Source organism: Acuticoccus yangtzensis (assembly GCF_001927245.1).
Lineage (GTDB): Bacteria > Pseudomonadota > Alphaproteobacteria > Rhizobiales > Amorphaceae > Acuticoccus > Acuticoccus yangtzensis.
In genome coordinates, this window is sequence record NZ_MJUX01000012.1 from 21057 (window position 1) to 45056 (window position 24000).

A 24000-nucleotide genomic window follows, 5' to 3' on the forward strand; every position below is an offset into this window, starting at 1 on the left:
GAACGGCGGCGGCGTTCGCGAAAATGGCGCAATGGCATGCCGTTTGCTTCGTAGCGGGAGGACCGGACCGGGCGCGACCACGAGCCGCCCGATGGCCGACCCCCACCGAACACGCGGCGCCAGACGCCCGCGCCTGCCACGGGAGAACGCATGACCACTCTACGGACCCTGACCCTCGGCCTTAAGGGCCGTCTCTTCGCGGCCAGCCTCACGCTTGCCGGCACCCTGGGCGCCGTCGCCGGTGCGCAGGCCCAGGACCTCAAAGAGGTCAATTTCAGCGAGGCCGTCCATAACCTCGGCTACATCAACCTTTATGTCGGCATGCACGCCGGCATCTTCGAGAAGCACGGCCTCGACATGAACGTGTCGGCCGCGGGCGGCGACACCCAGACCTTCGCCGCGGTGCTGGGCGGCTCGGCCGACTTCGCCATCGGCGACGCCACCATGGCGGTGATGAGCCGCGAGGCCGGCGGACCGGGCATGGTGGTCGGCACCGTGGTGCAGCGGGCGCACTATTTCGGCGTGTCGAAGAACCTCGACACCATCACCGACCCGAAGGACTTCAAGGGCCTCACCATCGTCACCTCCCCTGAGCCCAACACCAACTATTCGGTCGCCAAGAAGATGATCGAAGAGGCGGGGCTCAAGGTCGGCGAGGACGTCACCATCCTGCAGGTGAACCCCGGCACCGAGATCGGCGCCATGCTCGCCGGACAGGCCGACATGGCCATCGCCTACCAGCCGAGCGTCGCCTCCGCCGTCGACCAGGGCGCGAAGGTCGTGTTCGACTTCGCCAGCTTCGTCGGCCCGTTCTGCAACACCGGCATCATGGTGTTGCCGGAGACGATCGAGAACGATCCGGAGATGGTCCAGTCCCTGGTGTCGGCCTTCGAGGAAGCCTCCAAGCTGACCTACTCCGACCCCGACTACGCCAAGGAAGTTGCGCGGATGGAGTTCCCGGACCTTCCGGCCGAAGTGGTGAACGCCGCGATCGACGCGCAGCTCGAGTACAAGATCCCCGCCGAGGGCGTCATCGTGGAGCGCGACCAGTGGGACAACCTGATGGCGATGCAGCTCTATCTCGGCAACATCAAGGGCACCGTGCCGTTCGAAGAGGTGATCGACAACTCCTTCGCCGAGAAGGCGGCCATGGAGAGCGACGGCTGAGCGCCAGGGCGAGAAGGGCACCGGCATGATCATGTCCGGATCCGCAACGGGGACCGCGCCGAAGCTTTCGGCGCGGAACCTCGCCATGACGTTCGATGACGGGACCACGCGCGTCCCCGTCATCGGCGACGTGTCGTTCGACCTTCACGCGGGCGAGATCGTTGCCATCGTCGGCCCGTCCGGCTGCGGCAAGACGACGATGCTCAACGTCATCTCCGGCCTTTTGGCGCCCACCGGCGGCGAGGTGGCGTGGAACGTGGAGATGGCGCACCGCCGCCCGCGCATCGGCTACATGCTGCAGAAGGACCTCCTGTTCCCCTGGCGCACGGCGAAGGCCAACGTGATGCTGGGCATGGAGATCCGCCGCAACACGGGCGCGGAGGCCCACAACAAGGCGCGCGCCCTCCTCGACCAGCTCGGCCTGCACGGTTTTGCCGACCACTACCCGTCGACGCTCTCGGGCGGCATGCGCCAGCGCGTGGCGCTCGCCCGCACGCTGATCCACGACCCGGAGGTGCTGCTCTTCGACGAGCCCTTCGCCGCGCTCGACTTCCAGACCAAGCTGCTCATCGAGAGCGACACGGTGCGCCTGGTCCGCTCGGAGGGCCGTGCGCTGCTCCTCATCACCCACGACATCGAAGAGGCTGTGTCCATGGCCGACCGCGTGATCGTGCTGACCGGGCGGCCGACCCGCATCCGGTCCACCTACACCATCGACTTGCACCCCGGCGCTGCGGGCGACCGGAACGACATGATCGCCGCGCGGGAGGCCCCCGGCTTCAGCGCCTACGTGAAACAGATCTGGCGCGACCTCGACGTCGGCCGGGAGCGGGCGGCATGAGCGTCGGCACCGCATCGACCGAGGCCGCCGCCCCTCCGGCCGAAGTTGCCCCCCCGGCCGAAGCCGCTTCGCGGACTGGCAACGCGGTCCGCCGCCGCGCGCGGCGCACCCGGCTTCTCGTGCTCCTCACCCAGCTCGCTCTGCTCGCCGTCCTGCTCGGCCTTTGGGAATACGCCACCTATGCCGACCGGCAGGCCGCTTTCATGTTCGGCCGGCCGACGGCGATCTTCGGCTTCCTCGTCACCATGGCGTCGGACGGCAGCCTGTTCCGCGACACCTGGGTCACGGGCATGGAAACGGTGCTCGGCTTCGTCGTCGGCAACGTTCTCGGCACCGTGCTTGGCCTCGCGCTCTGGTACTCGCCGTTCGTGTCGCGCGTCGTCAGCCCGTTCGTCGTCGCGTTGGGGTCGATCCCGATCATCGCCCTGGCGCCGATGGTGATCATCTGGTTCGGCACCGGCCTCGCGTCCAAGATCGCGATGGCGACGCTGTCGGTCGTCGTGGTCGCGCTGGTGACGTCCTACAAGGGGGCGACGAGCGTCGATCCGGACCAGATCAACCTGATGAGGACGCTCGGCGCCCGCAAGTGGCAGATCTTCAACCGCCTGGTGGTGCCGGCCTCGCTGACCGACATCTTCGCCGGGCTGAAGCTCACGGTCGGCTTCGCGCTGATCGGGGCGATCATCGGCGAGTTCATGTCGTCCTCGGAAGGCCTCGGCCATGCGATCTTCAAGGCCGGGTCGCTCTACATCATCCCCAAGGTGCTGGCCTCGCTGGTGGCCACCATCGCGCTCGCCCTGGCGCTGACGTTCGTCGTCGGCAAGCTGGAGAAGCGGCTGATGCCCTGGCGCCGCGATCTCTGACCGCGCACCGAACTTCGGCACATGCGGCGCGGCCACCGGTTCGCGCCGCCCATCATAGAAACGGAGCTCCCATGACCCACGTCGTCCCCAAGGCGGGCAACATCAAATTCGCCCTGTCGGGGCACGAGGCGTTCGTCGACAAGGTCGCGCCCGGCGAGACCTTCAAGGTCGAGTGCGCCATCAATATCGGCGACGGCATCCTCACCCATCCCGGCCAGATCCCGGACCCGGCTCTCGTCAAGCTGCCCTTCGTCAACGGCGCGACCGGGCCGATCGAGGTCGAGGGCGCGAAGGCCGGCGACATGCTGGTGGTCGAGATCGTCGAGATGGAGCTGGACGAGCTCGGCTTCACCGCCCTATGGCCCGGCATCGGCATGTTCCCCGACTGGGTGCGCCAGAAGGAATTCGGCTACCAGCCGCGCGTGATGGCGGTGAAGGACGGCTTCGTCCACTGGTCGGACACGGTGAAGATCCCGGTCGCGCCGATGATCGGCGTGATGGGTGTCGCCCCGGTGAACGGCGCTACGCCGACCGTCGACAACGGCCCCAACGGCGGCAACCTCGACGCGCAGGAGTTCACGCCGGGCACCACGGCGATGTTCCGCGTGCACAAGGACGGCGCCCACTTCTTCGCCGGCGACTGCCACGCGGTGCAGGGCGACGGCGAGGCCAACGGCATGGGTGCGACCGAGATCGCCGCGGTGCTGACGCTGAAGGTGTCGCTGAAGCCGGCGCCGGAGCGGATGACCTGGCCGCGCATCGAGGACGCGACGCACATCGGCACCATCGGCTGCGCGCGGCCGCTGGAGGACGCCATGCGAATCGCCTTCGAGGAGATGTGCTACTGGCTGGAGGACGACTACGGCATCCCCGCCGGTGAGGCCTACATGCTGCTCGGCCAGATCGCCGAGGCGCGCTGCACCCAGGTCGTGAATCCGAAATACACGTATATCTGCAAGGTCTCCAAGGAGCTCTTGAAGCAGTTCGGCTGACCGCGTCCGGCCGGCCTCTCTGCGCCGCCCGCACGCACCCTCGCTCCGGGCGATCGGACATCCCCCACAGCGCGCGACCGCGCGCCGGCGAAGCCGCCCCGTCGGAGGCGCTGCGCGCCGTGAGACACAAGAAGGACACCGCATGGATCTCGGTCTGAAAGGAATGAAGGCGCTCGTCACCGGCGGGACGAAGGGGATCGGCCGGCAATGCGCCGAAATCTTCGCTGCCGAGGGGGCGGACGTCGCGGTCTGCGCGCGCAATGGGGACGAGGTGGCGGCCACCGTCACCGCGCTCGAGGCGGCCGGGGTGAAGGCGTTCGGCCGCTCCGTCGACGTTGCCGACAAGGCGGCGCTGGAAGGCTTCGTCGCCGACGCGGGCGCGGCGCTCGGCGGTCTCGACATCGTCGTCGCCAACGTCTCGGCGCTCGCCGTGGCGGACGACGAGGCGGCGTGGAAGGCGGGCTTCGACGTCGATATGATGCACACCGTGCGGCTGGTGACGGCGGCGATGCCGTTCCTCGAAGCCTCCAAGGCGGCGTCGATCACGGCGATCTCGTCGGTGTCGGGCCGCGAGACGGATTTTACCGGCCCGGCCTACGGCGCCTACAAGGCCGCCCTCGTCCACTACATGCACGGCCTGGCGGTGAAGCTGGCGCCGAAGATGATCCGCGCCAACGCCGTCTCGCCCGGCAACACCTACTTTCCCGGCGGCATCTGGAACCAGATCGAGACCGGCAACCCGGAGCTGTTCGCGCAGGCGCTGGCGCTGAACCCGACCGGGCGGATGGCAAAGCCCGAGGAGGTCGCGCGCGGCGTGGTCTTTTTGGCGAGCCCCGCCTCCTCCTTCACCACCGGCACCAACCTGGTGGTGGACGGCGCGCTGACGAAGGGCGTGCAGCTCTGAGCGTGCGGCGGCGGGACCGGGCGCCTCAGCCCGCCCCGCCCAGCAGCAGCGCCACGCGGGCGGCGGCCGCCTCGCCGGAGGCCGCCGCCGCCTCCATGTTGGGGAAGTCGAGATAGTCGCCGGCGAGGACGAACGGCCCCATCGGCCGGGTGAGGGCGGGTTGAAGCGCGGCCCGTCCCGGAAATCCGAAGGGTGCGCCCAGCGGCCAGCGCTGCACATGGATCGGCGCGTCCGCGATCCCGCCGCTCTGAAGCGTCATCGCGGCGAGATCAGCGCGGACGCGGGCGGCGATCTCCGCATCGCTCAGCGCCATCAGAGCGGCGGCGCGGCGGGCCCCGGCGAACACCATCAGGCTGCCCTGCGACGGACCTCGGCCGCCGGAGAAGCGCCCGGTCGCCTGGTTGAACAGGACGGAGAAAATGCGGGCGGGCGTTGCGACGGCATATGTCTCGTCCCACGGCGGCGGGGCCGTCTCGGCGGTGTGGAGCGATGCGGTGAGGAACGGTCCGTAGCGGATGGCCGCCAGCGCCGCGCGGGTGTCCGCCGGAAGGCCCGGCGCGATCGCATGCGCCGCCGGGGCCGGCACCGCGAGGACGACCGCGCGGGCGAGGAGGTCGCCGCCGGTCCCGCTCTGGGTCCCGGTATGGGTGATGCGCACCCGGTCGCCCTCCTTCCGCGCCGACAGCACCGTGGCGCCGAGCGTCAGCCGCTCGCCGAGGCGGGCCGCCAGCGCCTGCGGCAGCCGCGCGGAGCCGCCCTCCAGCGTGTTGCCCGGCGCCCCGACGCGCCAGACGTTGGCGAAGGAGCGGAAGGCATGGGCGGCGCTGATCTCCTGCGGATCGCCGCCGCACCGCTCCGTCAGAGATGCGAGGAGAGCGGCCACGCGCGGGTGGAGGCGGCCGCCCATGGCGGCGGTGAGGGTGCGCTCTGCATCGGCCGGGCGCGGCGTCCGGCGGCCCGACCCGGCGCGCAGGACGAGCCCCATGCGCACCAGCGACAGCCGCGCACGCGGCGGCAGCTCCAGCACGAAAGGCAGCGCCTCGGGCCGGGTGCGCAACAGAAGCCGCCCCGCGTCCTCGATGCCGAAGAGGCGGCCCGCGATCGGCCGCAGCGGCAGCCCCAATGCGGCGCACAGATCACCGACGCGCGTGCCCGGACCGCCGAACATGTGGGCGCCGAAGTTGAGCCAGCCCGCCTCGTCGCCGGTGGAGAGGATGCGCCCGCCGGGCCGCGTGTCCGCTTCCAGAACGCGCACGTCGCACGAGGCGGCGAGCCGGTCGGCGGCGACGAGCCCGGCAAGCCCCGCCCCGACCACGACGACGTCACAGGTGGCCGCGCTCATCGCCCGCCCCGGCGGCGCATCAGGCTGCGCGAACGTGTGTTGATCCGGCAGATTCCGCGTGTATAGGCTTGAACATGGCTGAAAAGATCATCGCGCGGCCGGACCATGTGCGGGCGGCTGCGGCGCGGCTGACCGGCATCCACGCCGCCACCGTCGCCCCGCTCGCGCCCGCCGCTGTCGCCCCCGGCGCGCCCGACGCTCTCGCCCCCGGCGCTCCTGGCGCTCTCGCAACCGGCACCCCCGGCGCGGATGGCGGCCTGACGCTGGACGAGGGCGCCCTCGCCGCCCACCTCGCGGCCGTCTGCGCCGAGCCGCGCATCCGCGGCCTCTTGATCAACGGCCACGCGGGCGAGAACGCGCAGATGCCGCTCGCCGAGAAGCGCCGGGTGGTCGAGATCGCGCGGCAGGCGACACCGCCGGGCACCTTCCTCACCAGCGGCGTCTACAGTGAGGCGACGGCCGAGGCCGCCGCCCACGCCCGCGCCATGGAGGAGGCCGGCGCCGACGCCATCCTCGTCTTCCCGCCCAACGGCTGGGCGCTCGGCCACGACACCCGCACCGCGCTGGATCACCACGCCGCCATCGCCGCCGCGACCGGCCTGCCCCTCGTCCTCTATCAGGCGCCGATGCTGGCCGGGCGCATCGCCTACAGCCTGGAAACGCTGGAGGCGCTCGTCCGCCTGCCGTCGGTGGCCGGGGTGAAAGAGGGGAGCTGGGAGGTCGCCCGATACGAGGAGAACTGGCGGATGCTGTCCCGGATCGCGCCGGAGGTGGCGGTGATGGCCTCGGGCGACGAGCATCTGTTGACGTCCTATCTGATCGGCACCGTGGGCAGCCAGGTGAGCCTGGCCGCCGTGGTTCCGGGCCTGGTGTGCGACCTGTGGGAGGCGGCGGCGGCCGGGCGCTGGGAGGCGGCACGCGCGCATCATGAGCGGCTCTACCCGCTCGCCGCCCTCATCTATCGCGGCCGCACCGGGTTCGAGGCCGGGGCGCGGCTGAAGGCGTGCCTCAAACTCCTCGGCATCATCCCCTCCGGCGCGGTCTATGCCCCCAACCGGGAGACGACGCCGGACGTGGACGAGGCGCTGAAGCCCCTGCTCCAGCGCCTCGTTTAGAGGGGCGTGTCAGCCGCGGCGGATCACTCCGCGGAGACGGCCTCGAACAGAGCGCGCTGGCTGTCGGTCTCCAGCATCTGATCCCACAGCGGGGTGACGGCGGTGCGGAAGGGGGCCGGATCCGGCTGCGTGATCTTCACGCCCTTTTCCACCAGCGCATCCAAGAGCGGCTTCTCCTGCTCGTCGACATAGGTGCGCTGCCAGGCGGCGGCCTCCTCGCCGGACTCCTTCAGGGCCACGCGGATGTCCTCCGGCAGCGCGGCGAACTTGCCGGCGTTGACGAACACCACCGACGTCATGTTGAGCCAGCCGAGCAGCGCGAAGTCGGGCGCCACCTCGTAGAGCTTCTGGCCGGTATAGTTGGTGGCAGCACCCTCCGCGCCGTCCACCACGCCCGACTGCAGCGCGCCATAGAGCTCGGAATAGGCGAGCGGCGTCGGGTTGGCGCCGAAGGCGGTGAAGGCGTCGACGTGGATCGGGTTCTGCATCGTGCGGATCTTCAGGTCCGCGATGTCGGCGATGTCGGACACCGGCTTCTTGGTCATGATGTGGCGAATGCCCGACGCGAACACGCCGATCAGCTCGAACCCCGAGCCGTTCGCCGCCGCCTCCATCTTCTCGTAGACGTCGTCCTTCTCCACCGCGGTCGACAGCGCCTCGATGCTGGTGAGGAGGAAGGGCAGGTCGAACACCCGGTAGTCGGCGACGTAGTTCGACAGGGTGGAGTTGGCGGTCATCCCCATGTCGAGCGTGCCGAGGAGAACGCCCTCCACGAGCTGCGCCTCGTCGCCGAGCACGCCGTTGGGGAAGATCTCCAGCGTGGCGCGGCCGTCGGTCTTCTTTTCCAGAAGGTCCCGCATCAATTGCAGGCCCTTGTCCTGCACCTCGTCCGCCGCGTTGGTGTGGGCGACCTTGAAGGTGTAGTCGGCGGCGAGCGCCGGCAGGGACAAGCACGCGAATGCGGCGGCGAAGGCGTAACGAGCGAACGTCATGGATGAGGCTCCGTAAAGCGGCATGAGGCCGGAGGAGGGGGGAACGACAGGACGGGCGCCGACCTCACCCGAAGGCGAGGCGCGGCAATGCGAGGGTGAGGACGGGGACGAAGGCGGTGAGGAGGAGGACGATCAGCATCGGCACCAGCGCGATCCACACCCGGCGCGACACCTGTTCGACACTGCGTCCCGCCACCAGAGCGGCGACGTAGAGGCAGATCCCGTAAGGCGGCGTGATCAGCCCGACGGAGAGGTTGAGCGCGACGAGCACGCCGAACTGAATGGGATCGATGCCGTAGCCGACGGCGATCGGCATCAGCACCGGCAGGATGATGAGGATCGCCGAGATGCTCTCCATGAACATGCCGACGACGAGGAGCAGCAGCGTGACGATGAGGATGAACCCGGCGGGCGAGGATGTGACCGAGCGCAGCCACGCATCGAGCGCCGCCGGCACGCCGAGGTTGGCGATGATCCAGGAGAAGATGCTCGCCGTCGCGACGATGATGAGGACGGCGGCCGACAGGCTCACCGTGCGCTGGATCAGCCCCCACACCTGCGGCAGCTTCAATTCGCGGTAGATGAAGAGCGAGATGATGAGCGTCGCGAACACTGCGATGCACGCCGCCTCCGTGGCGGTGAACACTCCGCCGACGATGCCGCCGACGATGATGATCGGCACGCACAAGGCCGGGATCGCCTCGACGAAGGCGGTCCACAGGCGGCGGCCGGAGAAGGGCTCGGCGTCGCGGTAGGTCGCGCCGCCGCGCTTGGCGAAGATGTAGGAGCCGATCATCAGGCTGAGCGCGATGAGGAGCCCCGGCACGATGCCGCCGAGGAACATCGCCCCGATCGACTGGTTGGTGGTGATGGCGATGACAACCATGATGATGGACGGCGGGATGATCGACGCCATCGACCCCGCGGCGGCGATGATGACCGCCGACAGGTCCACGTCGTAGCGCCGCTTCTTCATCTCGGGCACGAGGATGGAGGAGATCGCCGCGGTGTCGGCCGAGCCGGAGCCCGAGATCGCCGCGAGCCCGGTGCCGGTGACGACGGCCACCATGAAGAGGCTGCCGGTGATCCACCCGACGAGCGCCGCCGCGAGGTTGACGAAGCGCCGGGCGATGCCGCCGGCCTCCATGATGAGCCCCGCGGCGACGAAGAAGGGAATCGCCATCAGCGGGAAGGAGTTGACGCCGCCATAGACGCGCTGGGCGAGGATCGCCAGCGGCACGTCCGTGAAGGTGACGATGGTGATGAGCGCGGCGATCCCGAGCGCCAGGACGATGGGGATGCCGGAGACGATGAGGAGGGCGAAGCCGCCGAAGGCGAGGATCATGCGGCGCGTCCTTTGTCGGCGGCGAGGTCGGCCGGAAGGTCGGCGTCGGCGGGGAGCGGCGCGGGCCGTGCCTGTCCGCGCACGATGTCGGGGATCGTGGCGATGGCGAATTCCAGCATGAAATAGGCGATGCCGACCGGGAGCGCGGCATAGGGCCAGGCGAGCGGGATGCGCAGCGCCGGCGACTTGACGATCATGCCGATGGAGAGAAGGCCGAAGCTGCCGACGAGGACGACGCCGAGGAACCACAGCCCCAGCGCCAGCGAGGCGGTCTTGGCGATCCGCTGCACCAGCGGCGGGCAGCGCACGATGAGGACGTCGATCGCCACGTGCTGGGCGTTGCGCATGGCGATGCCGGCGCCCAGCAGCACCAGCCAGATCTGCGCGAAGGTGGCCGTCTCCTCCGTCCCGGCGATGGAGTAGGCGAAGACGTAGCGCCCCATGATCTGCACCAGGATGGCGAAGCACATGTAGATGAAGAGGAGGCCGGCCACCGTGTCGACCGCGCGCCGAAGGGCGATGAGCGCGAAGTGCGCCGCGGCGAGAGGCAGGGCGACCTTTCGAGGTCTGGGCGGGGTCGTGAGACGTTCCATCGGCATCCGGGCGAGGTGGTTCGCGAAAGTCGGTGCATCCGGCGGACCGGATCGTCGTGGCGGCGCCCGGCGGACCGGGTCGCGACCGGCCTCAGATTACCGACAATCGCGACCGTCGCCAGAGGTCGCTGTATCAGAAATAGGCACGCCTCTATAATAGGCACCAAGTCCGTTGCGCCAGGTCCGGACCTCCGCGATAACGGTCCGGCCTGCCACTGGATTGCGCCCATGCCCGCCCCTCACCCGACCGACACATCCGAGGATATGACCGCCATCGGCCTTGCCGTATGCGTCCTCGGCACGCCCGAAGCCGTCGCCGTCGCCCGCCGCTGCGGCTACGACTTCCTCGTCGTCGACATGGAGCACGGGCCGATCACCGTGAACGCCGCCGCCGCCATCTGCGTCGCCGGGCAGATGGGCGGGTTTCCGGTCTATGTGCGCGTCACCGGCCCCGCCTCGCCGGACCTTGCCCGCGTGCTCGACTGCGGCGCCACCGGCGTCATCATCCCCCATGTCGACAGCCTGGACGACGCGCGCGAGATCGTCCGCCGCACGCGCTTTCCCGCCACCGGCGAGCGGGCGCTTCCGGGCGCCATCGCCCACTTCGGCTTCGAGCCCGTCGACGCGGTGACCATGGTGCGCGAGGCCGAGCCCGCCACCCGCGTGATCGCGATGATCGAAAGCCGCAGCGGGCTTGCCGACGCCGCCGCCATCGCCGCGCTCGACGGGATCGACGCGCTGATGATCGGCTCCAACGACCTCGCCGCGGCGATGGGGCATCTGGGCGCGCTGGGCCACGAGGAGGTTCTCGGCGCCTTCCGCGCCATCGCCGGGGCGGCGCACGCCTCGGCCAAGGGGTTCGGCGCCATGGGCCTGCCCGAGCCGCTGGTGGCCAGCCACGCGCGCGACCTCGGCGCCTCGCTGCTCGTCGCCACCAACGAGATCAATCTCATCGCCGACGGCGGGCGCGCAGTGCTGGGCCGCTACCGCGACCTGACCGCACGGCAGGACGCCGCGGCCGCCTGAGTGAGGCTCACCCGGTGCCGCGCACCGTGGCGATGAGCGCCCCCGTCTCCAGGATGAAGTTGGCGACGAACTCGCGCGTCAGCCGCGACTGCGATTTGTGGCGCGGCCCGATCGCCGCCAGAGGCCGCGGAATGCTGGGCTCGAACGGCAGAACCGCAAGGTCCGGGTAGCGCCCGGACGACGCGGTCAGCTCGTCGAGGATCGCCACGCCCCAACCTTTTTGCACGATCTGCGCGGCCGCGTTGAGAAAGCGCACCTCCACCCGCGGCTCGTAAGGAAGGGCGGACTTGCGGAACGCCTCTTCCAACTGAGAGGCGATGCGCGTTCCCGACAGGGGACAGATCAGCCGCTGGCCGACGAGGTCCTGCGGCGTCACGAACGGCAGTTGCGCCAGCGCGCTCCCTGCCGCGCACACGCACACCGTCCGCAGACTCTCGATCGGCTGCAGCAACAGGCCGGTGCGCGCGCCCGGATCCATCGCGAAGCCGACATCGGCAAGGCCGCTCTCCACCGCCTCCAGCACCGTGTGCAGCGGCTTCGTATCGAGCGTCACGTGAACATCCGGCCGGGCGGAAAGGAAGGTGCTCATGGCGATCGGCATCAGCGCCTCCGTCACCTCCGAGGTGGCGACGACGCGCACGCGGCCGAGACTGCCCGACCGAATGTCGAGCGCGCTCTGGTTCACCGTCTCGATGAGCTGGAAGACGGGCTCGGCCCGCTGGTGGAGGAGCCGCGCCTCGTCGGTCGGGTCCAGCCGGTTGCCGGCGCGCTCGAACAGGGTGAAGCCGAGCCGCGCCTCCATGGTCTTCAGCGCGTTGCTGACCGCGGGCTGGGACATCGACAACTCGTCCGCCGCCCGCACCGTGGTGCCGAGGACCATGACCGCGCGGAAGATCTCCAGTTCGCGCAAGTTCAACCGCTTCACCCGTCCTGCCTCCCGCACTGGTTGGGGCGCGCACCCACCTTTTCCATGAGCACGGCGGACGGTGCGGCGTCCATCGCAAACCGCTCGGCCCCCACCGGGGGAGGCGATCGAGGGCGGCGCCGCCGCGACGGGAAACGCGCCGCGGGACTGAGAGGCGCGAAGAGCCGAGCGCAGGCCGCCGGTAGGGCCGTCCGCGCTCGGGATGGGACGTGTCGATCGGCGCAAGGCCGGCCGCCGCGCCTTACCCCAGCAGCGTCTCCATCTTCACCGGGAAGTCGCGCACGCGCACGCCGGTCGCGTGCCAGAGCGCGTTGGCGATGGCGCCGACGGTGCCGGTGATGCCGATCTCGCCCACACCCTTGATGCCGAGCGCGTTGACGTGGCGGTCGGTTTCCTCGACGAGAAGCGCCTCCACGGACGGAACGTCGGCGTTCACCGGCACGTGGTAGCCGGCGAAATCGGCGTTCATCGGCCGGCCGGTGCGCGGGTCGTACACCGTCTCCTCGTGCAGCGCGAAGCCGATGCCCCAGATCATGCCGCCCGTGAGTTGGCTCGTCGCCAGACGCGGGTTGACGATCCGCCCCGCCGCGAAGGCGCCGACGAGCCGGGTGACGCGGATCTGGGCGAGGTCAGGGTCCACCGTCACCTCGGCGAAGACGGCGCCGTGGGAGAACATCGCCCGGCTCTCGGCGGCGGCGGGGTCGCGCGCCCCCTTGCCCTCGCCGGTGACCGACGAAAGCCCGGCGCGCGACAGGATCGCCGCATAGGTCTCGCTGCGGGACGGATCGTCGACCCGGTGGAGACGGCCGCCGCGGGCCTCGACGCCGGAGTTCGACGCGCCGAAGAGCGGCGAGGCCTCGTCGGCGACGGCGATCTCGGCGAGGCGCCGCACCGCGTCGGCCCCGGCGGTGAAGATGGCGCTTCCCGCCGTCGCCGTGTGCCCCGACCCGCCGGCGATGCCGCCATTGGGAAGCGAGGAATCGCCCGACCGGAAATCGAGACGATCGCCGTCGATCCCCAGCCCGTCGGCGGCGATCTGGGCGAGCGCCGTCAACGCGCCCTGGCCCATCTCAGAGGCGGAGATCTCCACCGTTCCGGTGCCGTCGGCGTGGATGGTCGCGCGCGCCTCCGCCTCGAACATCGGGCACGGGAAGAGCGCGCTTCCCATGCCCCAGCCGACGAGGCGGCCTTCATCATCGCGCATCTGGCGCGGCGCCAGGGGACGGCCGGACCAGCCGAAGCGCTCGGCCGCGGCGGTGTAGCATTCGCGCAGAGCCTTGGACGAGAAGGGGCGCCCTGTCTGCGGGTCCGTCTCGGCATAGTTGGCGAGGCGGAAGGCGAGGGGGTCCATGCCGCACGCCTCGGCCGCCTCGTCCATCGCGCATTCGAGCGCCGCCGAGCCGGTCGCCTCGCCTGGCGCGCGCATCGCGCCGGGGGTGCCGACGTCGTTGCGCAGGCCCTGGTGGGCCATGCGCATCGCGGGGCTGGCATACATGTTGTGCGAGGCGTTGGCGGCGGGCTCCAGGAAGTCGTCGAAGCTCGACGTGGTGGAGAGCGCGGTATGGTCGAGCGCGGTCAGCCGCCCGTCCGCGGCCGCGCCGAGCCGCAGCGTCTGCCGCGTCGCACCGCGATGGCCGACGGGGCCGAATTGCTGGTCGCGCCGGTGCACCATCTTCACCGGCCGCCCGACCATGCGCGCCGCCAGCATGGCGAGGAGATAGGGCCCGGTCGCAAACGCCTTGGAGCCGAAGCCGCCGCCGATGAAGGGGCTGCGCACCAGAACGTTCTGGGGCGGGATGCCGAAGAAGCTCGCGAACTCGGCCGTCGAGAGCGCGGGTGCCTGGGTCGGCATGTCGAGGATCAGCCGGTCGCCCTCCCACGCGGCGACGATGGCGTGAGGCTCCATCGCGTTATGATACTGGGCGGGCGTGGTGTAGCGCGCCTCGACACGGCGCGCGGCGGCGGCGAGGCCGGCCTCCACGTCGCCCTTCTCGAACAGCGCCGGGTTGCCGAAGCCGGCGATCTCGGTGGCGAAGATTTCGCCGGTCGCCTCGTCCATCCGCGCGGGCTCGGCGGCGTAGGCGGGCGCCAGCAGCACGGCGCCCTCGGCGGCGGCCTCCAGCGTCTCGGCGATCACCAGGGCGATCGGCTGGCCGGCATAGCGCACGCGGTCGTTCTGCAGCGCGTCCACCTTGAGCGCGAAGGGGTGGGGCTTGGCGTCGGGGTCGCGCGCCAGCGGCGGGCGGTTGGCCGGCGTCATCACCTCCACCACACCGGGATGCGCCTTGGCGGCGTCGACGTCCAGATGCGTGACGCGCCCGCGGGCGATCGTGGCGGAGACGTAGACGGCGTAGAGCATCCCGTCCGGCCGGTTGTCGGCGGCGAAGGTGGCGCGGCCGGTGACCTTCAGGCGGCCGTCCGCGCGGGTCAGCGGCTGCCCGGCGTTGGAGCCGAGGCGCACGTGGGCCGAACCGTTCGCCAGCGTATCGGGGGAGACGGGTTCGATCATGTCGGTCATCGGGCGGTCCCTTGGAAAGAGGGCGCGGAAGGGGAGGGCGCGGAGAGGGTGGGCGCGAAGACGGAGGCGGGGAGGGCGGGCATGCGCTCCGGCGTCCCCTTGGCGGCCAGCGTGAGCGCCCGCACCGCGACACGGAGGGCCAGCGCAATCTTGAAGGCGTTGTCCTCGGCGGACGGGCGCGCCTGCGCCATCGCGGCCTCGGCTGCGGCCTGGAAGGCGGCGGCGTCCGGCGCCTTGCCGGTCAGCGCCGCCTCCGCCTCGGCAGCGCGCCAGGGGCGGGCGGCGACACCGCCCAGCGCCAGCCGCGCGGCGCGGATGGTGCCGTCCTCGATGTCGAGCGCCGCCGCGGCGGAGACGAGGGCGAAGGCGAAGGACGTCCGTTCGCGCACCTTCACGTAGCGCGAGGCGGCGGCGAACCGCGCGGCGTCCGCGGGAAGGCGCACGGCGGTGACGATCTCGCCGTGGCGGAGTTGCGGCCCGCCCGCGTCACCGTCCGCGCCGGGGAGCGTGTGGAATTCGGCGACGGGCACCTCGCGCGTGCCGTCCTGCCCGGCGATCTCGACCACTGCGCCGAGCGCGGCCAGCGGGACGAGGAGGTCGGACGGGTTGGTGGCGCTGCAGGCGTCCGACCAGCCGAGCACCGCGTGGCCGCGCCGGTCGCCGCCCTTGGCGTCGCAGCCGGAGCCGGGGACGCGGCGGTTGCAGGCGCTGGCGGGGTCGCCAAAATAGGCGCAGCGGGTGGCCTGCAACAGGTTGCCGCCGACGCTCGCCTTGTTGCGCAATTGGGCCGAGGCACCGGCAAGCACCGCCTCCGCCACCGCGGGCGCCGCCGCCTTCACCGCCGGGTGACGCGCCAGCGCCGCGTTGCCGACGAGGGCGCCGATGCGGATGGCGCCGTCCTCCAGCGTCTCTATCTCGGACAGGCCGGGGAGGCGGGAAATGTCGACGATGCGTTCGGGCCGCGCCACGCCGGCCTTCATCAGGTCGACGAGGTTGGTGCCGCCGGCCAGCACCGCGGCGCCGGGATGGGCCGCTGCGCCGAGCGCCTCGCCGAGGGTCGCCGGGCGCACATAGTCGAAGAGGTTCATGCCGGTTCTCCCTGACGGGCTCGGTCTTCTGTGCGGGCGCGGTCGTCGGCACGCTCGCCCTCGGCGGCCTCCATGCGGGCGAACGCGTCCATCACCGCGGCGGTGATGCCGGGGTAGGCGGCGCAGCGGCACAGGTTGCCGCTCATCCCCTCGCGGATGCGTTCAGGGTCACCCCCCGTCTCGCCCTCCGCCAGAAGACCCACGGCGCTCATCACCTGGCCCGGCGTGCAGAAGCCGCACTGAAAGGCGTCGTTCTCGATGAACGCGGCCTGCACCGGGTGCAGCGCCCCGTCCGCGGACAGGCCCTCGATGGTGGTGACCTCCGCCCCGTCCGCGCTCGCGGCGAGGACGAGGCAGGAGTTGACGCGCTGACCGTCGAGGAGAACGGTACATGCGCCGCATTGGCCGCGGTCGCAGCCCTTCTTGGTGCCGGTCAGGCCGATGCGCTCGCGCAGGACGTCGAGCAGGGTGGGGCGGGGATCGGTGAGATCGACCCTGTGCGCCTCTCCGTTGACTGTGAGGTGCAAAGTCAGTGGCATGAGCGCCCTCCATGGAGGCATGACGGTGAAACCGTGGGAGGTGGGGACGCATTGACCCATCCGGAGCCGAAGTGAGGTAGAAGACGAACGGCCGGGACAACGCGATCTGCGTAGGGCCATATGCGGAGGGCGCCTCCGCTTTTCAAGCTGGAGGACTTCAAAATCGCACGCGACAGGCCAAAATCTGACGCCGCCCCGGCAGAACCGCCTGTTTCGGCGGTGAAAAAGGGGCACGCCGCGCCTGTCGCCTCCGCCGGTTCGCCCCCGTCCGCGGCCGGTGACGCGCCCACGCGGACGAGCGCGAAGCCGCCCGCCGCCGCCACCGGCCGCAAGCCGCGCGCCGATTCGCTGCGCAATCGCGAGCGGCTGCTCAACGCCGCGCGCGACATATTTTCGGCAGGCGGGCCGGGGGCGAGCCTCGAGGCGGTCGCGCGCGAGGCGGGCGTCGGCATCGGCACCCTGTACCGGCATTTTCCGACGCGTGAGGCGCTGTTTCAGGCCGTCTATAGCCGCGAGGTGGACGAGCTTGTGGCGCTGGCCGCCCAGCTTGGCGAGACCACCCCGCCGCTGGAGGCGCTGCGCACCTGGCTGCGCCTCGCCGTGCGCATGATCGCCACGAAGAAGGGGATGGTGGCCGCGCTCGCCCCGGCGATCGACGATCCCGCCTTCTATGCCGACAAAGGCGCGCGCATCCTGGCCGCGCTGGGCGGGCTGATGGAGCGCGCCGCCGCCGCCGGCACCCTGCGCGCCGACGTCACGCCCGACGAGGTCCTGCGCATGTTGCTGGGCGTGTGCTACGCCCCCGCCCAGGCCGCCGCCGGTTGGCAGGAGACGGCAACCCACCTCCTCGACATCTTCGTCGACGGTCTCGCGATCCGGACGTGAAAGGCGGGGCGGACCCCGCCGCCCGTCAGAACCGGTACCCGATCCTCAGCGAGCCGCCGTGCGACTGCATCTCTTCGGAGAAGGCGCCGTCATATTGCAGCTTCACCTCGAACCCTTCGGCGGGGGAGAGATCGACGCCGATGCCGACACGCGCCAGCGCATCGCCGATCGAGGTCTTCGTGTCGAACGTCTCCATCGACGGCACACCGGCGAGACGGCCCTTGGAGGTGAACTCGTCCTCCGAGAAGAAGCTCACCCCGGCGGTGGCGAAGATGCGCGTCGGCAGCGTCTCCGTCACGTTCACCCGCGCCCCCATCTCGACGGACGGGGTCAGCACAACGAAGGTCTCCGTCGCGCCCGCGACGTCGAGGTTCAGCGCCCCGGCGCCGCTCTCGCGGTAGCTCTCCTGGTTGACGCTGATCACGTCGAAGTCCAGCGCCGGGCGCACATAGGCCCACTCGTTCAGCGCCAGCGTGTAGGCGCCGCGCGCACGGGCGAAGAGATAGCTGGAGTTGGGCTCGGACTCCGCCCGCCCCACGAAGGCGCCGTTCACCACGGTGCGCGAGCCGTCGCCCCAGGTGTAGCCGCCGCCCGCCGCCAGGCCCACGGTGAACCCGGCGATCTCCTTCTTCACCGACAGCGCGCCGAACGCGGTGTCCGTGTCGAGCGTCGCCCCGTTGCCGCTATAGGCGCCGTTCTCGTAGCCCACCGTGCCGCCGACGAACCAGCCGCCGCCGAGCTCGAACTGCGCCCCGCCTGTCACCCCGTAGGCGTCGAGGCTGTAGCCGGGGTCGCCGTCGTAACCGTCATAGCGCGCGGCGGCGCCGTTGACGGTGCCCCACATGCAGGCCCCGTCCTCCAGGATGGCGCCGGTGGCGAACCCTTCGCACGCCATCGCGGAATTGGCCGCCGCCACCGCCATGGACGGCGCCCGCGCCAGGGGGCCGAGCGCCGTGTGGGAGACGAGCTGCGCCACCATGTCGTCGTAGGTGTCCGCCGTCGCGCCGTGGAAGGCGCCGAACATTTCGCCCATCGTCGGGCCGCCGTCGTTCATCGCGCGCGTGCCGTTGGCGGCGGCGATCGTGTCCCACGCGCTTTGCAGGGCGCGCGCCGCCTCCTGCCGGTTGCGTGACAGGCCCGCGCCCGCCGCGTCGAAGTTGGCCTGCTCCACCGTCACGCCGGACCGGCCGTTGGCGCCCGTCGTCAGCCCGGAGAAGCCGAAGATCAGCGAGTCCTCAACGTCGATGGTGCCGGTCGCCGCGCCCTCGATGGCGAGGAACTCCGCCCGCACGTTGGGAAGCAGCGTGGCGACGTTGAGCGACACGTCCCAATCGCCCGCGAAATCGCCCTTCACGACGAGCTGGTCGCTGAGGCCCTTCTCCATGTCGACATCGACCCCGGCGAGGTGGCCGCGGCCACGGGCGCGCGCGTCGGCGGGGAGCGCGGTGCGGGTGAGCCGGCGTGCCTGCGCCGCCGTGATGCTGGTGAGGTCGCCGTGGACCGTCGTGGCGGCGAAGTCGCCCACCTTGCCGACGGTCATCGTGCCCGCGTTCAGCACGTTGTTGACGGCGACGGTGCCGCCCGTGCGGAACGTGCCGGTGTTGACGAGGCGCGAATTGGCAGGGGGTGAATTGGAGGGGGCGGAATTGGAGGGGACCGTGGTCACCGTCGGCGCCGCCCCGCGCACGGCGCTGCTCTGGCCGGTCGCAACGTTGTAAGTCGTCACGAGATCGCCGTCCAACGTGCCGTTGTTCGTGACGTTGATCGTGCCCGCGGTGCCGACGCTGGCGTACACCGCCCCGCCGAGGTTGTCGCCGTAGCTGCCAATCCCGATCGCGCCCGAGACGGTGCCCCCTTCGCCGATGGTGATGTCGACCGTGCCGTCCTGGGTCTGCGTCCACACCGACCAGGCATAGCTCGACGTCGTCGAGACGCTGCCGTTGACGTCGACCGTGACGCCGCCGGAATTGCTCGACCCGGCATTGCGGTTCAGCGAGCCGGCGAAGCTTCCCTGATCTCTTAAGATGAGGCCGCCGCCGCCGGCGATCGACTGGGCCATGATCCCGTGCGCCTGGAAACCGCTCGTTGCGATCGACGACGTGGAATCGAGCGTCACCGCAACCTGCCCGGACGATGTGGCGGTGCCGTGGGCGTAGCTGTAGGACGACAGGCCGTCGGAATCGACCTGGACCATCTCCGAGGTGTCCGTCACCGCGCCGCCGCCGCCGCTGATCGACTGGGCGAGAATGCCGAACGCCCCATCGCCTGAGGTGACGATGGTGGCGCCTTCCAGCGACACCGTCACGTCCGCGCCCGCAGCGGCCGATTGGTCGCTGACCCAGTTCACCCCGCCGTCGAAATTCTGCGACGAGGCCGAGAGGAAGCCGCCACCGCCGCCGATGGACTGGGCGATGATGCCGATCGACCGATCCCCCGCCGTCTCGATATGTCCCTTGTGATCCACCGTCACCGTGTTGGCGAAGAGCTTGTTCGCGGGATCGGAGGTTCCGCCGTTGGTGCCGAGCTCCACGGAGATGACGCCCTGCAACGTGTCGTCGTGCGCCAGATCGGCCGTGCCGAGGGCGACGATGCCGAGGCCGCCGCCGCCGCCGACCGACTGCGCCACAACGCCGTGCGAACTGTCGCCGCCGGTCTTCAGCGTCTCGCCGTCCAGCACGTCCACGGTGACCGTGCCGCCCGTGCCGCCGCCATTCTCCGACGACTTGGCGCCCAGCGACACCTTCACCTTCGGCACCGCGAAGCCGGACGATGTGCCCGTGCCGCCGCCGCCGCCGATCGACTGGGCGATGATCGCGCTCGACCCGAAGCCGGACGTCGTCACGGTGCTGGCATAGACCGTCACGTCGCGTCCGTTGCCGCCGAGGCCGCCGCTCGACCCCATCGTCAAGGTCACGTCCGGGTCGTCGCCGCTGTCGTCCGAGGAGGAGTCGGAGGAGGAGGACGACGAGGAGGAGGAGTCCGACGACGTGGTGACCGCGCCCGCGCCGCCGCCGCCGCCGACCGATTGGGCCAGCACCCCGTGCGACACGTCCCCGGTGGTGACGATGGTGCCGCGCTTGATCGCGCCGCCCGTCTCGCCGATGCCGACATAGATCGTCCCGCCGGTGCCGCCGCCGCCGCCCGTGCCGTCGCCCACCGTCAGATAATTCTTCGTCTCGGTGTCGTCGTCGTCGCCGACCAGGATCGCGGTCTCGTCGCCGCCATCCCCATCGTCGTCGTCCCCGCCATCATCGTCCCCGCCGTCGTCGTCCTCCTTCTTCTTCTCTTCGGTGTGGGTGATGGAGCTGGTGCCGAGGCCCGCCGTGCCGCCGCCACCGCCGACCGACTGGGCGATCAGCCCCGTGGCGTCGTCGCCGGACGTCGAGATCGCGCCGGCGTTCCAGGCGTAGACCGTCCCGCCGTCGCCGCCCGGTCCGCCTGTGCCGCCGAGGCCGACAGTCACCGTCCAGTCCGCGCCGTCATTGCCGGTGCCGCCGCCGCCCGAGCCGCCGCCACCGCCGACCGACTGCACCACGATGCCGCGCGCGCCGAGGCCCTTGGCGGTCACCGACGCGCCGGACGCGAGGCCGCCCATCGCCAGCCCGCCGGTACCGCCGCCGCCACCGGCCGCGCCGACCGAGATGTTCAGCGTGCCGGACACCGCATGCTTCACCGTCTTGGCCGTGCCGGCCCCCGCGCCGCCGGCCCCGCCGCCGCCGCCGACCGACTGCACCAGCATGCCGTCAGCCAACGCGCCGGAGGTGGAGATGGTGCCGAGGACGTGGCCATAGGCCTTGGCCCCGTCACCCGCCCCTGCGCCCGCGCCGCCGATCGTGAGGTTGAGGTCGGCGCTGATCGGCTTGGAGTCGTCGTCGCCCACCAGATCGCCCAGCGACTTGCTGACCGATGTCGCGGTGGCGTCGCCGCCCGCACCGCCGCTGCCGCCGATGGACTGGATGTGCAGGCCAGTCGCCCCGTCGCCGCTGGTGACGATCGACGCGCTCTTCTGGACGATGCCGACCGCTTCGCCCGCATCGCCACCGTCGCCGCCGACGCCGCCGTGCGAGATCGTCAGGTTGAGGGATAGCGAGTCGCCGTCCTCGTCGATCGGCATGCCGAGCGATGTCGCCTTCGTGGTCGCCGTGCCGCCCGCGCCGCCGCCGCCGCCGATCGACTGGATCAGTGCGCCGATGGCGTCGGTGCCGGTGGTGGTCACCGCGCCGTAGTGCTCCACCTCCGCCTCACCGCCCGCGCCGCCGCTGCCGCCGGTGCCGCCGGTCGCCAGCGCGAACGAGAACAGCAGCCCGTCGCTGGTCGACTTCGCCGCGCCGCCGGTGCCGCCGCCGCCGCCGATCGACTGCACGTGGATGCCGATGCCGTGGTCGCCGGTGGTCTCCGTCTTGCTGCTCGTCAGCGTCAGCACCTCGGCCTTGGCCGCGTCGCCGCCCGCACCGCCGGCGCCGCCCACGCTGGAGCTGCCGAAGAGGCCGAACGCGGTCGCGCTGCCGCCATTGCCGCCGCCGCCGCCGATCGACTGGGCGATCACGCCGGCCGCATAGTCGCCGCTGACGGCAATGTCGCTGTGCTGATGCACCGTGACCGCGCCGCCGTCGCCGCCCGCGCCGCCGGACCCGCCGACCGCACGGAACAGCCCCTTCTCGTTGCGCCCCATGCCGCCGCCGCCGCCGATCGACTGCGCCAGCACGCCGTGCCCCTCGTCGCCCGCCGTGGTGATCGCCGCGCGGTTCCACACCGTCACCGTGCCGCCGTCGCTGCCCTTTTCGGTGCTGTTGCCGGCCCCGCCCAGCGCGCCATAAGCGCCGCTGCCGGTGTTGATGCCGCCGCCCCCGCCGATCGACTGCGCCAGGATGCCGATGCCGCCGCCGACCGCATCGCCGGACGAGTCCGTCGTCCCGCCATAGGTTGTGATGGCGCCGTAGTTGTTCACGGTGACGTCGTTGCCGGCCGCCGTGCCCGCATAGCCGCCGACGCCCTGGAAGGCGCTGGAATTGACCACGCCGCGGCTGTCCGTCGACAGGTCCGCGGTGGAGTGGACCATGCCGCCGCCGCCGCCGATCGACTGGGCGATGATGCCGGCCGAATCGACGCCCTTCGTGGTGATCGCGCCGTGGTTGGTGATCGTCACCGATTGCGCACCCGTGGCGCTGTCGGCGACGTCGCCGACGACGAACTTCTGGTCGCTCGGATTGTCGTAGATCGCCCCGGCGATGGATGCCGCCATCGACTGGCCGACGATGCCGTGCGCCAGCATCCCCGCCGTCGACAGGGCGAAGTCGGAGGTGACGTTCACGACGCCGCCGGACCCCGCGTCGCCATAGGCGCTGCCGGTGTTCACGTCGTTGTTCTGGCCCGCCCCGCCCAGCGACTGGGCGACGATGGCGCTGGAATTCTCGCCCGCCGTGGTGATCGAGCCGCCGCCTGCAAGGTCGACGGTGACGGTGCCCCCATCGCCGCCGCTCAGCTTGTAGGACTCGCCGATCTCCGCCTGGGCCAGCCCCGCCACGCTCTGCGCCAGGATGCCGAACGACGCATCGCCGCTGGTGTGGATCAACGTGTCGGACGAGCCGTTGGCGGTGACGTTGACGTCGCCCGCGTGCCCGCCTTCGGAGATGGTGACGCCGACCGCGACACCGCGCCCGCCCTGGCTGACGGCCGCCACCGCGGCGCCGGTTTTGCGGATGAGCTGCGTCTCGCCGGGGTTGGTGCCCGCGGCGGTGCTGGACACCTCGCCGGTGAAGGCGTCCGACGCGGTGCCGAGCGCCACGGTGACGTCGCCGCCTTTGCCGCCGGGGCCGCCATAAAGATACTGGCCGAACGGGTTGGGCTGATAGAGCGCGTTGCCGCCATAGGACCCGGCGAAGATGCCCGCCCCCGTGGACGTCGCGGCGACCTTGGCCGCGCCTGTGACGGTGACCGACACCGTGCCGCCCTTGCCGCCGACCGCGTAAGGCGGGATCGGCGAATAGTCCTGGATGGTCGACATGCCGCCCTGGCTGAGCGCCACGATGCCGCCGGCCGACCCCGCGACGTCGCCGCTCGTCACGATGGTGACGGCGCCGCCCTTGCCGGTCAGCCCGCCCAGAGGCTGCATGTTGCCCACCGACACCGCGGCGATGCCCGCGCCCACCGAGGACGACAGCGCCCCGGTATTGGTGATCGAGATCGCCCCGCCGTCACCGGCCGGATTGACCGTGTTGTTGTAGTAATAGGCGTTAAATGACGCCATCGAGCCGTGCGAATAGATCGAGAAGGCGCTGCCCTGCTGGGACTGCTGGTTGGGCAGGGCGCTCCCGGCCGTGTTCGGCAGGAAGGAGGACGTGTCCGCCTTGTCGGTGACGGTGATGTCGGCGCTGTTGGTCGCGGTGAGGGAGAGCCCCTTGCGCCCATAGGCGGGGATGTGCCGGCTGACGACATAGTTGCCGTCGTTGAGGTAGAGCTCCTGCGCCGGCGTGTTGAGGTAGTAGGCGTAGGCGCCGGCATAGCCATATTGCGGCGTCGTCAGCGCCGAGTCGGACGTGATGGTGCAGGTGAAGACCACGTCGGCGCGGTCCTGGCGCTGCTGTGCCACGTCGGACGGGTCGAATTTCTGCGACCCGTCGATCGTATAGCTGGACACCGAGGGACTGCAGGACGCCTGCGCATAGGCCCGCGAATAGACCGCCAAGGGCACCCCGGCCATCGTCCCGGCGAGCGCGGTCGACTGCAGCAGCAGCGTGGAGGCGATGCGCCTGATCGCAGCCCCCCGCGGCCGCGTCACGGCCGCCGCGCGGGCAGGAAGCGTCTCACGAGAGGTGGATTTCGCGGCAGTCGCCCCGTTGTATTCGTCAAATCTGTCCGCCGTCAT

At 71.0% G+C, this 24000-nt stretch carries 17 protein-coding genes; 8 read left to right on the forward strand and 9 right to left on the reverse strand.

Features of this window, described 5'->3' with window-relative positions; translation table 11 throughout:
* The first annotated feature begins 150 nt into the window (after nucleotides 1-150).
* The 5 genes from BIX52_RS20685 (at nucleotide 151) to BIX52_RS20705 (ending at nucleotide 4767) form a co-directional block, all read left to right on the forward strand.
* Complete coding sequence (locus tag BIX52_RS20685; RefSeq protein WP_075223016.1) at nucleotides 151-1167, forward strand: ABC transporter substrate-binding protein; 1017 nt, start codon at nucleotides 151-153, stop codon at nucleotides 1165-1167.
* A gap of 85 nt (nucleotides 1168-1252) precedes the next feature.
* Nucleotides 1253-2008 (forward strand): ATP-binding cassette domain-containing protein, encoded by a 756-nt coding sequence (locus tag BIX52_RS20690; RefSeq protein ID WP_205647868.1) that lies wholly within the window; start codon nucleotides 1253-1255, stop codon nucleotides 2006-2008.
* Nucleotides 2005-2871 (forward strand): ABC transporter permease, encoded by an 867-nt coding sequence (locus BIX52_RS20695; RefSeq protein WP_075223018.1) that lies wholly within the window; start codon nucleotides 2005-2007, stop codon nucleotides 2869-2871. The genes BIX52_RS20690 and BIX52_RS20695 overlap by 4 nt, the downstream gene beginning before the upstream one ends.
* Nucleotides 2872-2942: 71 nt before the next feature.
* Nucleotides 2943-3863: an acetamidase/formamidase family protein gene (locus BIX52_RS20700; RefSeq protein WP_075223019.1), complete on the forward strand. Its 921-nt coding sequence runs from the start codon at nucleotides 2943-2945 to the stop codon at nucleotides 3861-3863.
* Between the two features lie 142 nt (nucleotides 3864-4005).
* Nucleotides 4006-4767 carry an SDR family NAD(P)-dependent oxidoreductase gene (locus BIX52_RS20705; protein ID WP_075223020.1) on the forward strand — a complete coding sequence of 254 codons (762 nt, stop codon included), beginning with the start codon at nucleotides 4006-4008 and terminating at the stop codon, nucleotides 4765-4767.
* Nucleotides 4768-4792: 25 nt separating this feature from the next.
* On the opposite strand, the gene BIX52_RS20710 is transcribed toward BIX52_RS20705, so the two are convergent.
* Nucleotides 4793-6109: a flavin monoamine oxidase family protein gene (locus tag BIX52_RS20710; protein ID WP_075223021.1), complete on the reverse strand. Its 1317-nt coding sequence runs from the start codon at nucleotides 6107-6109 to the stop codon at nucleotides 4793-4795.
* 74 nt (nucleotides 6110-6183) lie between these two features.
* Here BIX52_RS20710 and BIX52_RS20715 point away from each other — a divergent pair, with 74 nt between their 5' ends.
* On the forward strand, nucleotides 6184-7224 hold the full coding sequence (locus BIX52_RS20715) for a dihydrodipicolinate synthase family protein (protein WP_083660632.1): 1041 nt from the start codon (nucleotides 6184-6186) through the stop codon (nucleotides 7222-7224).
* Between the two features lie 23 nt (nucleotides 7225-7247).
* Here the strand turns inward: BIX52_RS20715 and BIX52_RS20720 are convergent, their stop codons facing one another.
* The 3 genes from BIX52_RS20720 to BIX52_RS20730 form a co-directional block, all read right to left on the reverse strand.
* Nucleotides 7248-8216, reverse strand: coding sequence for a TRAP transporter substrate-binding protein (locus BIX52_RS20720; RefSeq protein ID WP_075223022.1), 969 nt, complete (start codon nucleotides 8214-8216; stop codon nucleotides 7248-7250).
* A 64-nt stretch (nucleotides 8217-8280) separates the two neighbouring features.
* Nucleotides 8281-9561 (reverse strand): TRAP transporter large permease, encoded by a 1281-nt coding sequence (locus BIX52_RS20725; RefSeq protein WP_075223023.1) that lies wholly within the window; start codon nucleotides 9559-9561, stop codon nucleotides 8281-8283.
* The gene (locus tag BIX52_RS20730; RefSeq protein ID WP_211098206.1) at nucleotides 9558-10154 is read right to left on the reverse strand and encodes a TRAP transporter small permease; all 597 of its coding nucleotides are present in this window, start codon (nucleotides 10152-10154) and stop codon (nucleotides 9558-9560) included. The genes BIX52_RS20725 and BIX52_RS20730 overlap by 4 nt, the downstream gene beginning before the upstream one ends.
* Nucleotides 10155-10382: 228 nt before the next feature.
* Here BIX52_RS20730 and BIX52_RS20735 point away from each other — a divergent pair, with 228 nt between their 5' ends.
* Complete coding sequence (locus tag BIX52_RS20735) at nucleotides 10383-11180, forward strand: aldolase/citrate lyase family protein (protein WP_211098207.1); 798 nt, start codon at nucleotides 10383-10385, stop codon at nucleotides 11178-11180.
* A gap of 7 nt (nucleotides 11181-11187) precedes the next feature.
* On the opposite strand, the gene BIX52_RS20740 is transcribed toward BIX52_RS20735, so the two are convergent.
* From BIX52_RS20740 to BIX52_RS20755, 4 genes are all read right to left on the reverse strand, one after another.
* Complete coding sequence (locus BIX52_RS20740; RefSeq protein WP_139312831.1) at nucleotides 11188-12105, reverse strand: LysR family transcriptional regulator; 918 nt, start codon at nucleotides 12103-12105, stop codon at nucleotides 11188-11190.
* Nucleotides 12106-12346: 241 nt separating this feature from the next.
* Nucleotides 12347-14623, reverse strand: coding sequence for a xanthine dehydrogenase family protein molybdopterin-binding subunit (locus BIX52_RS20745; RefSeq protein WP_425426695.1), 2277 nt, complete (start codon nucleotides 14621-14623; stop codon nucleotides 12347-12349).
* On the reverse strand, nucleotides 14620-15711 hold the full coding sequence (locus BIX52_RS20750; RefSeq protein WP_075223027.1) for an FAD binding domain-containing protein: 1092 nt from the start codon (nucleotides 15709-15711) through the stop codon (nucleotides 14620-14622). Before BIX52_RS20750 ends, BIX52_RS20745 begins: the two co-directional genes overlap by 4 nt.
* Nucleotides 15708-16250, reverse strand: coding sequence for a (2Fe-2S)-binding protein (locus BIX52_RS20755; protein ID WP_075223028.1), 543 nt, complete (start codon nucleotides 16248-16250; stop codon nucleotides 15708-15710). Before BIX52_RS20755 ends, BIX52_RS20750 begins: the two co-directional genes overlap by 4 nt.
* Before the next feature lie 219 nt (nucleotides 16251-16469).
* On the opposite strand from BIX52_RS20755, the gene BIX52_RS23055 reads away from it, so the two are divergent.
* Nucleotides 16470-17135 carry a TetR/AcrR family transcriptional regulator gene (locus BIX52_RS23055; RefSeq protein ID WP_245803254.1) on the forward strand — a complete coding sequence of 222 codons (666 nt, stop codon included), beginning with the start codon at nucleotides 16470-16472 and terminating at the stop codon, nucleotides 17133-17135.
* A gap of 25 nt (nucleotides 17136-17160) precedes the next feature.
* On the opposite strand, the gene BIX52_RS20765 is transcribed toward BIX52_RS23055, so the two are convergent.
* Nucleotides 17161-24000 carry an autotransporter outer membrane beta-barrel domain-containing protein gene (locus BIX52_RS20765; protein ID WP_083660612.1) on the reverse strand — a complete coding sequence of 2280 codons (6840 nt, stop codon included), beginning with the start codon at nucleotides 23998-24000 and terminating at the stop codon, nucleotides 17161-17163.

Coding starts and splice junctions, on each gene's coding strand:
- BIX52_RS20685 (WP_075223016.1), top strand. CDS start 151: ATGACCACTCTACGGACCCTGACCCTCGGCCTTAAGGGCCGTCTCTTC.
- BIX52_RS20690 (WP_205647868.1), top strand. CDS start 1,253: ATGACGTTCGATGACGGGACCACGCGCGTCCCCGTCATCGGCGACGTG.
- BIX52_RS20695 (WP_075223018.1), top strand. CDS start 2,005: ATGAGCGTCGGCACCGCATCGACCGAGGCCGCCGCCCCTCCGGCCGAA.
- BIX52_RS20700 (WP_075223019.1), top strand. CDS start 2,943: ATGACCCACGTCGTCCCCAAGGCGGGCAACATCAAATTCGCCCTGTCG.
- BIX52_RS20705 (WP_075223020.1), top strand. CDS start 4,006: ATGGATCTCGGTCTGAAAGGAATGAAGGCGCTCGTCACCGGCGGGACG.
- BIX52_RS20710 (WP_075223021.1), bottom strand. CDS start 6,109: ATGAGCGCGGCCACCTGTGACGTCGTCGTGGTCGGGGCGGGGCTTGCC.
- BIX52_RS20715 (WP_083660632.1), top strand. CDS start 6,184: ATGGCTGAAAAGATCATCGCGCGGCCGGACCATGTGCGGGCGGCTGCG.
- BIX52_RS20720 (WP_075223022.1), bottom strand. CDS start 8,216: ATGACGTTCGCTCGTTACGCCTTCGCCGCCGCATTCGCGTGCTTGTCC.
- BIX52_RS20725 (WP_075223023.1), bottom strand. CDS start 9,561: ATGATCCTCGCCTTCGGCGGCTTCGCCCTCCTCATCGTCTCCGGCATC.
- BIX52_RS20730 (WP_211098206.1), bottom strand. CDS start 10,154: ATGGAACGTCTCACGACCCCGCCCAGACCTCGAAAGGTCGCCCTGCCT.
- BIX52_RS20735 (WP_211098207.1), top strand. CDS start 10,383: ATGCCCGCCCCTCACCCGACCGACACATCCGAGGATATGACCGCCATC.
- BIX52_RS20745 (WP_425426695.1), bottom strand. CDS start 14,623: ATGACCGACATGATCGAACCCGTCTCCCCCGATACGCTGGCGAACGGT.
- BIX52_RS20750 (WP_075223027.1), bottom strand. CDS start 15,711: ATGAACCTCTTCGACTATGTGCGCCCGGCGACCCTCGGCGAGGCGCTC.
- BIX52_RS20755 (WP_075223028.1), bottom strand. CDS start 16,250: ATGCCACTGACTTTGCACCTCACAGTCAACGGAGAGGCGCACAGGGTC.
- BIX52_RS20765 (WP_083660612.1), bottom strand. CDS start 24,000: ATGACGGCGGACAGATTTGACGAATACAACGGGGCGACTGCCGCGAAA.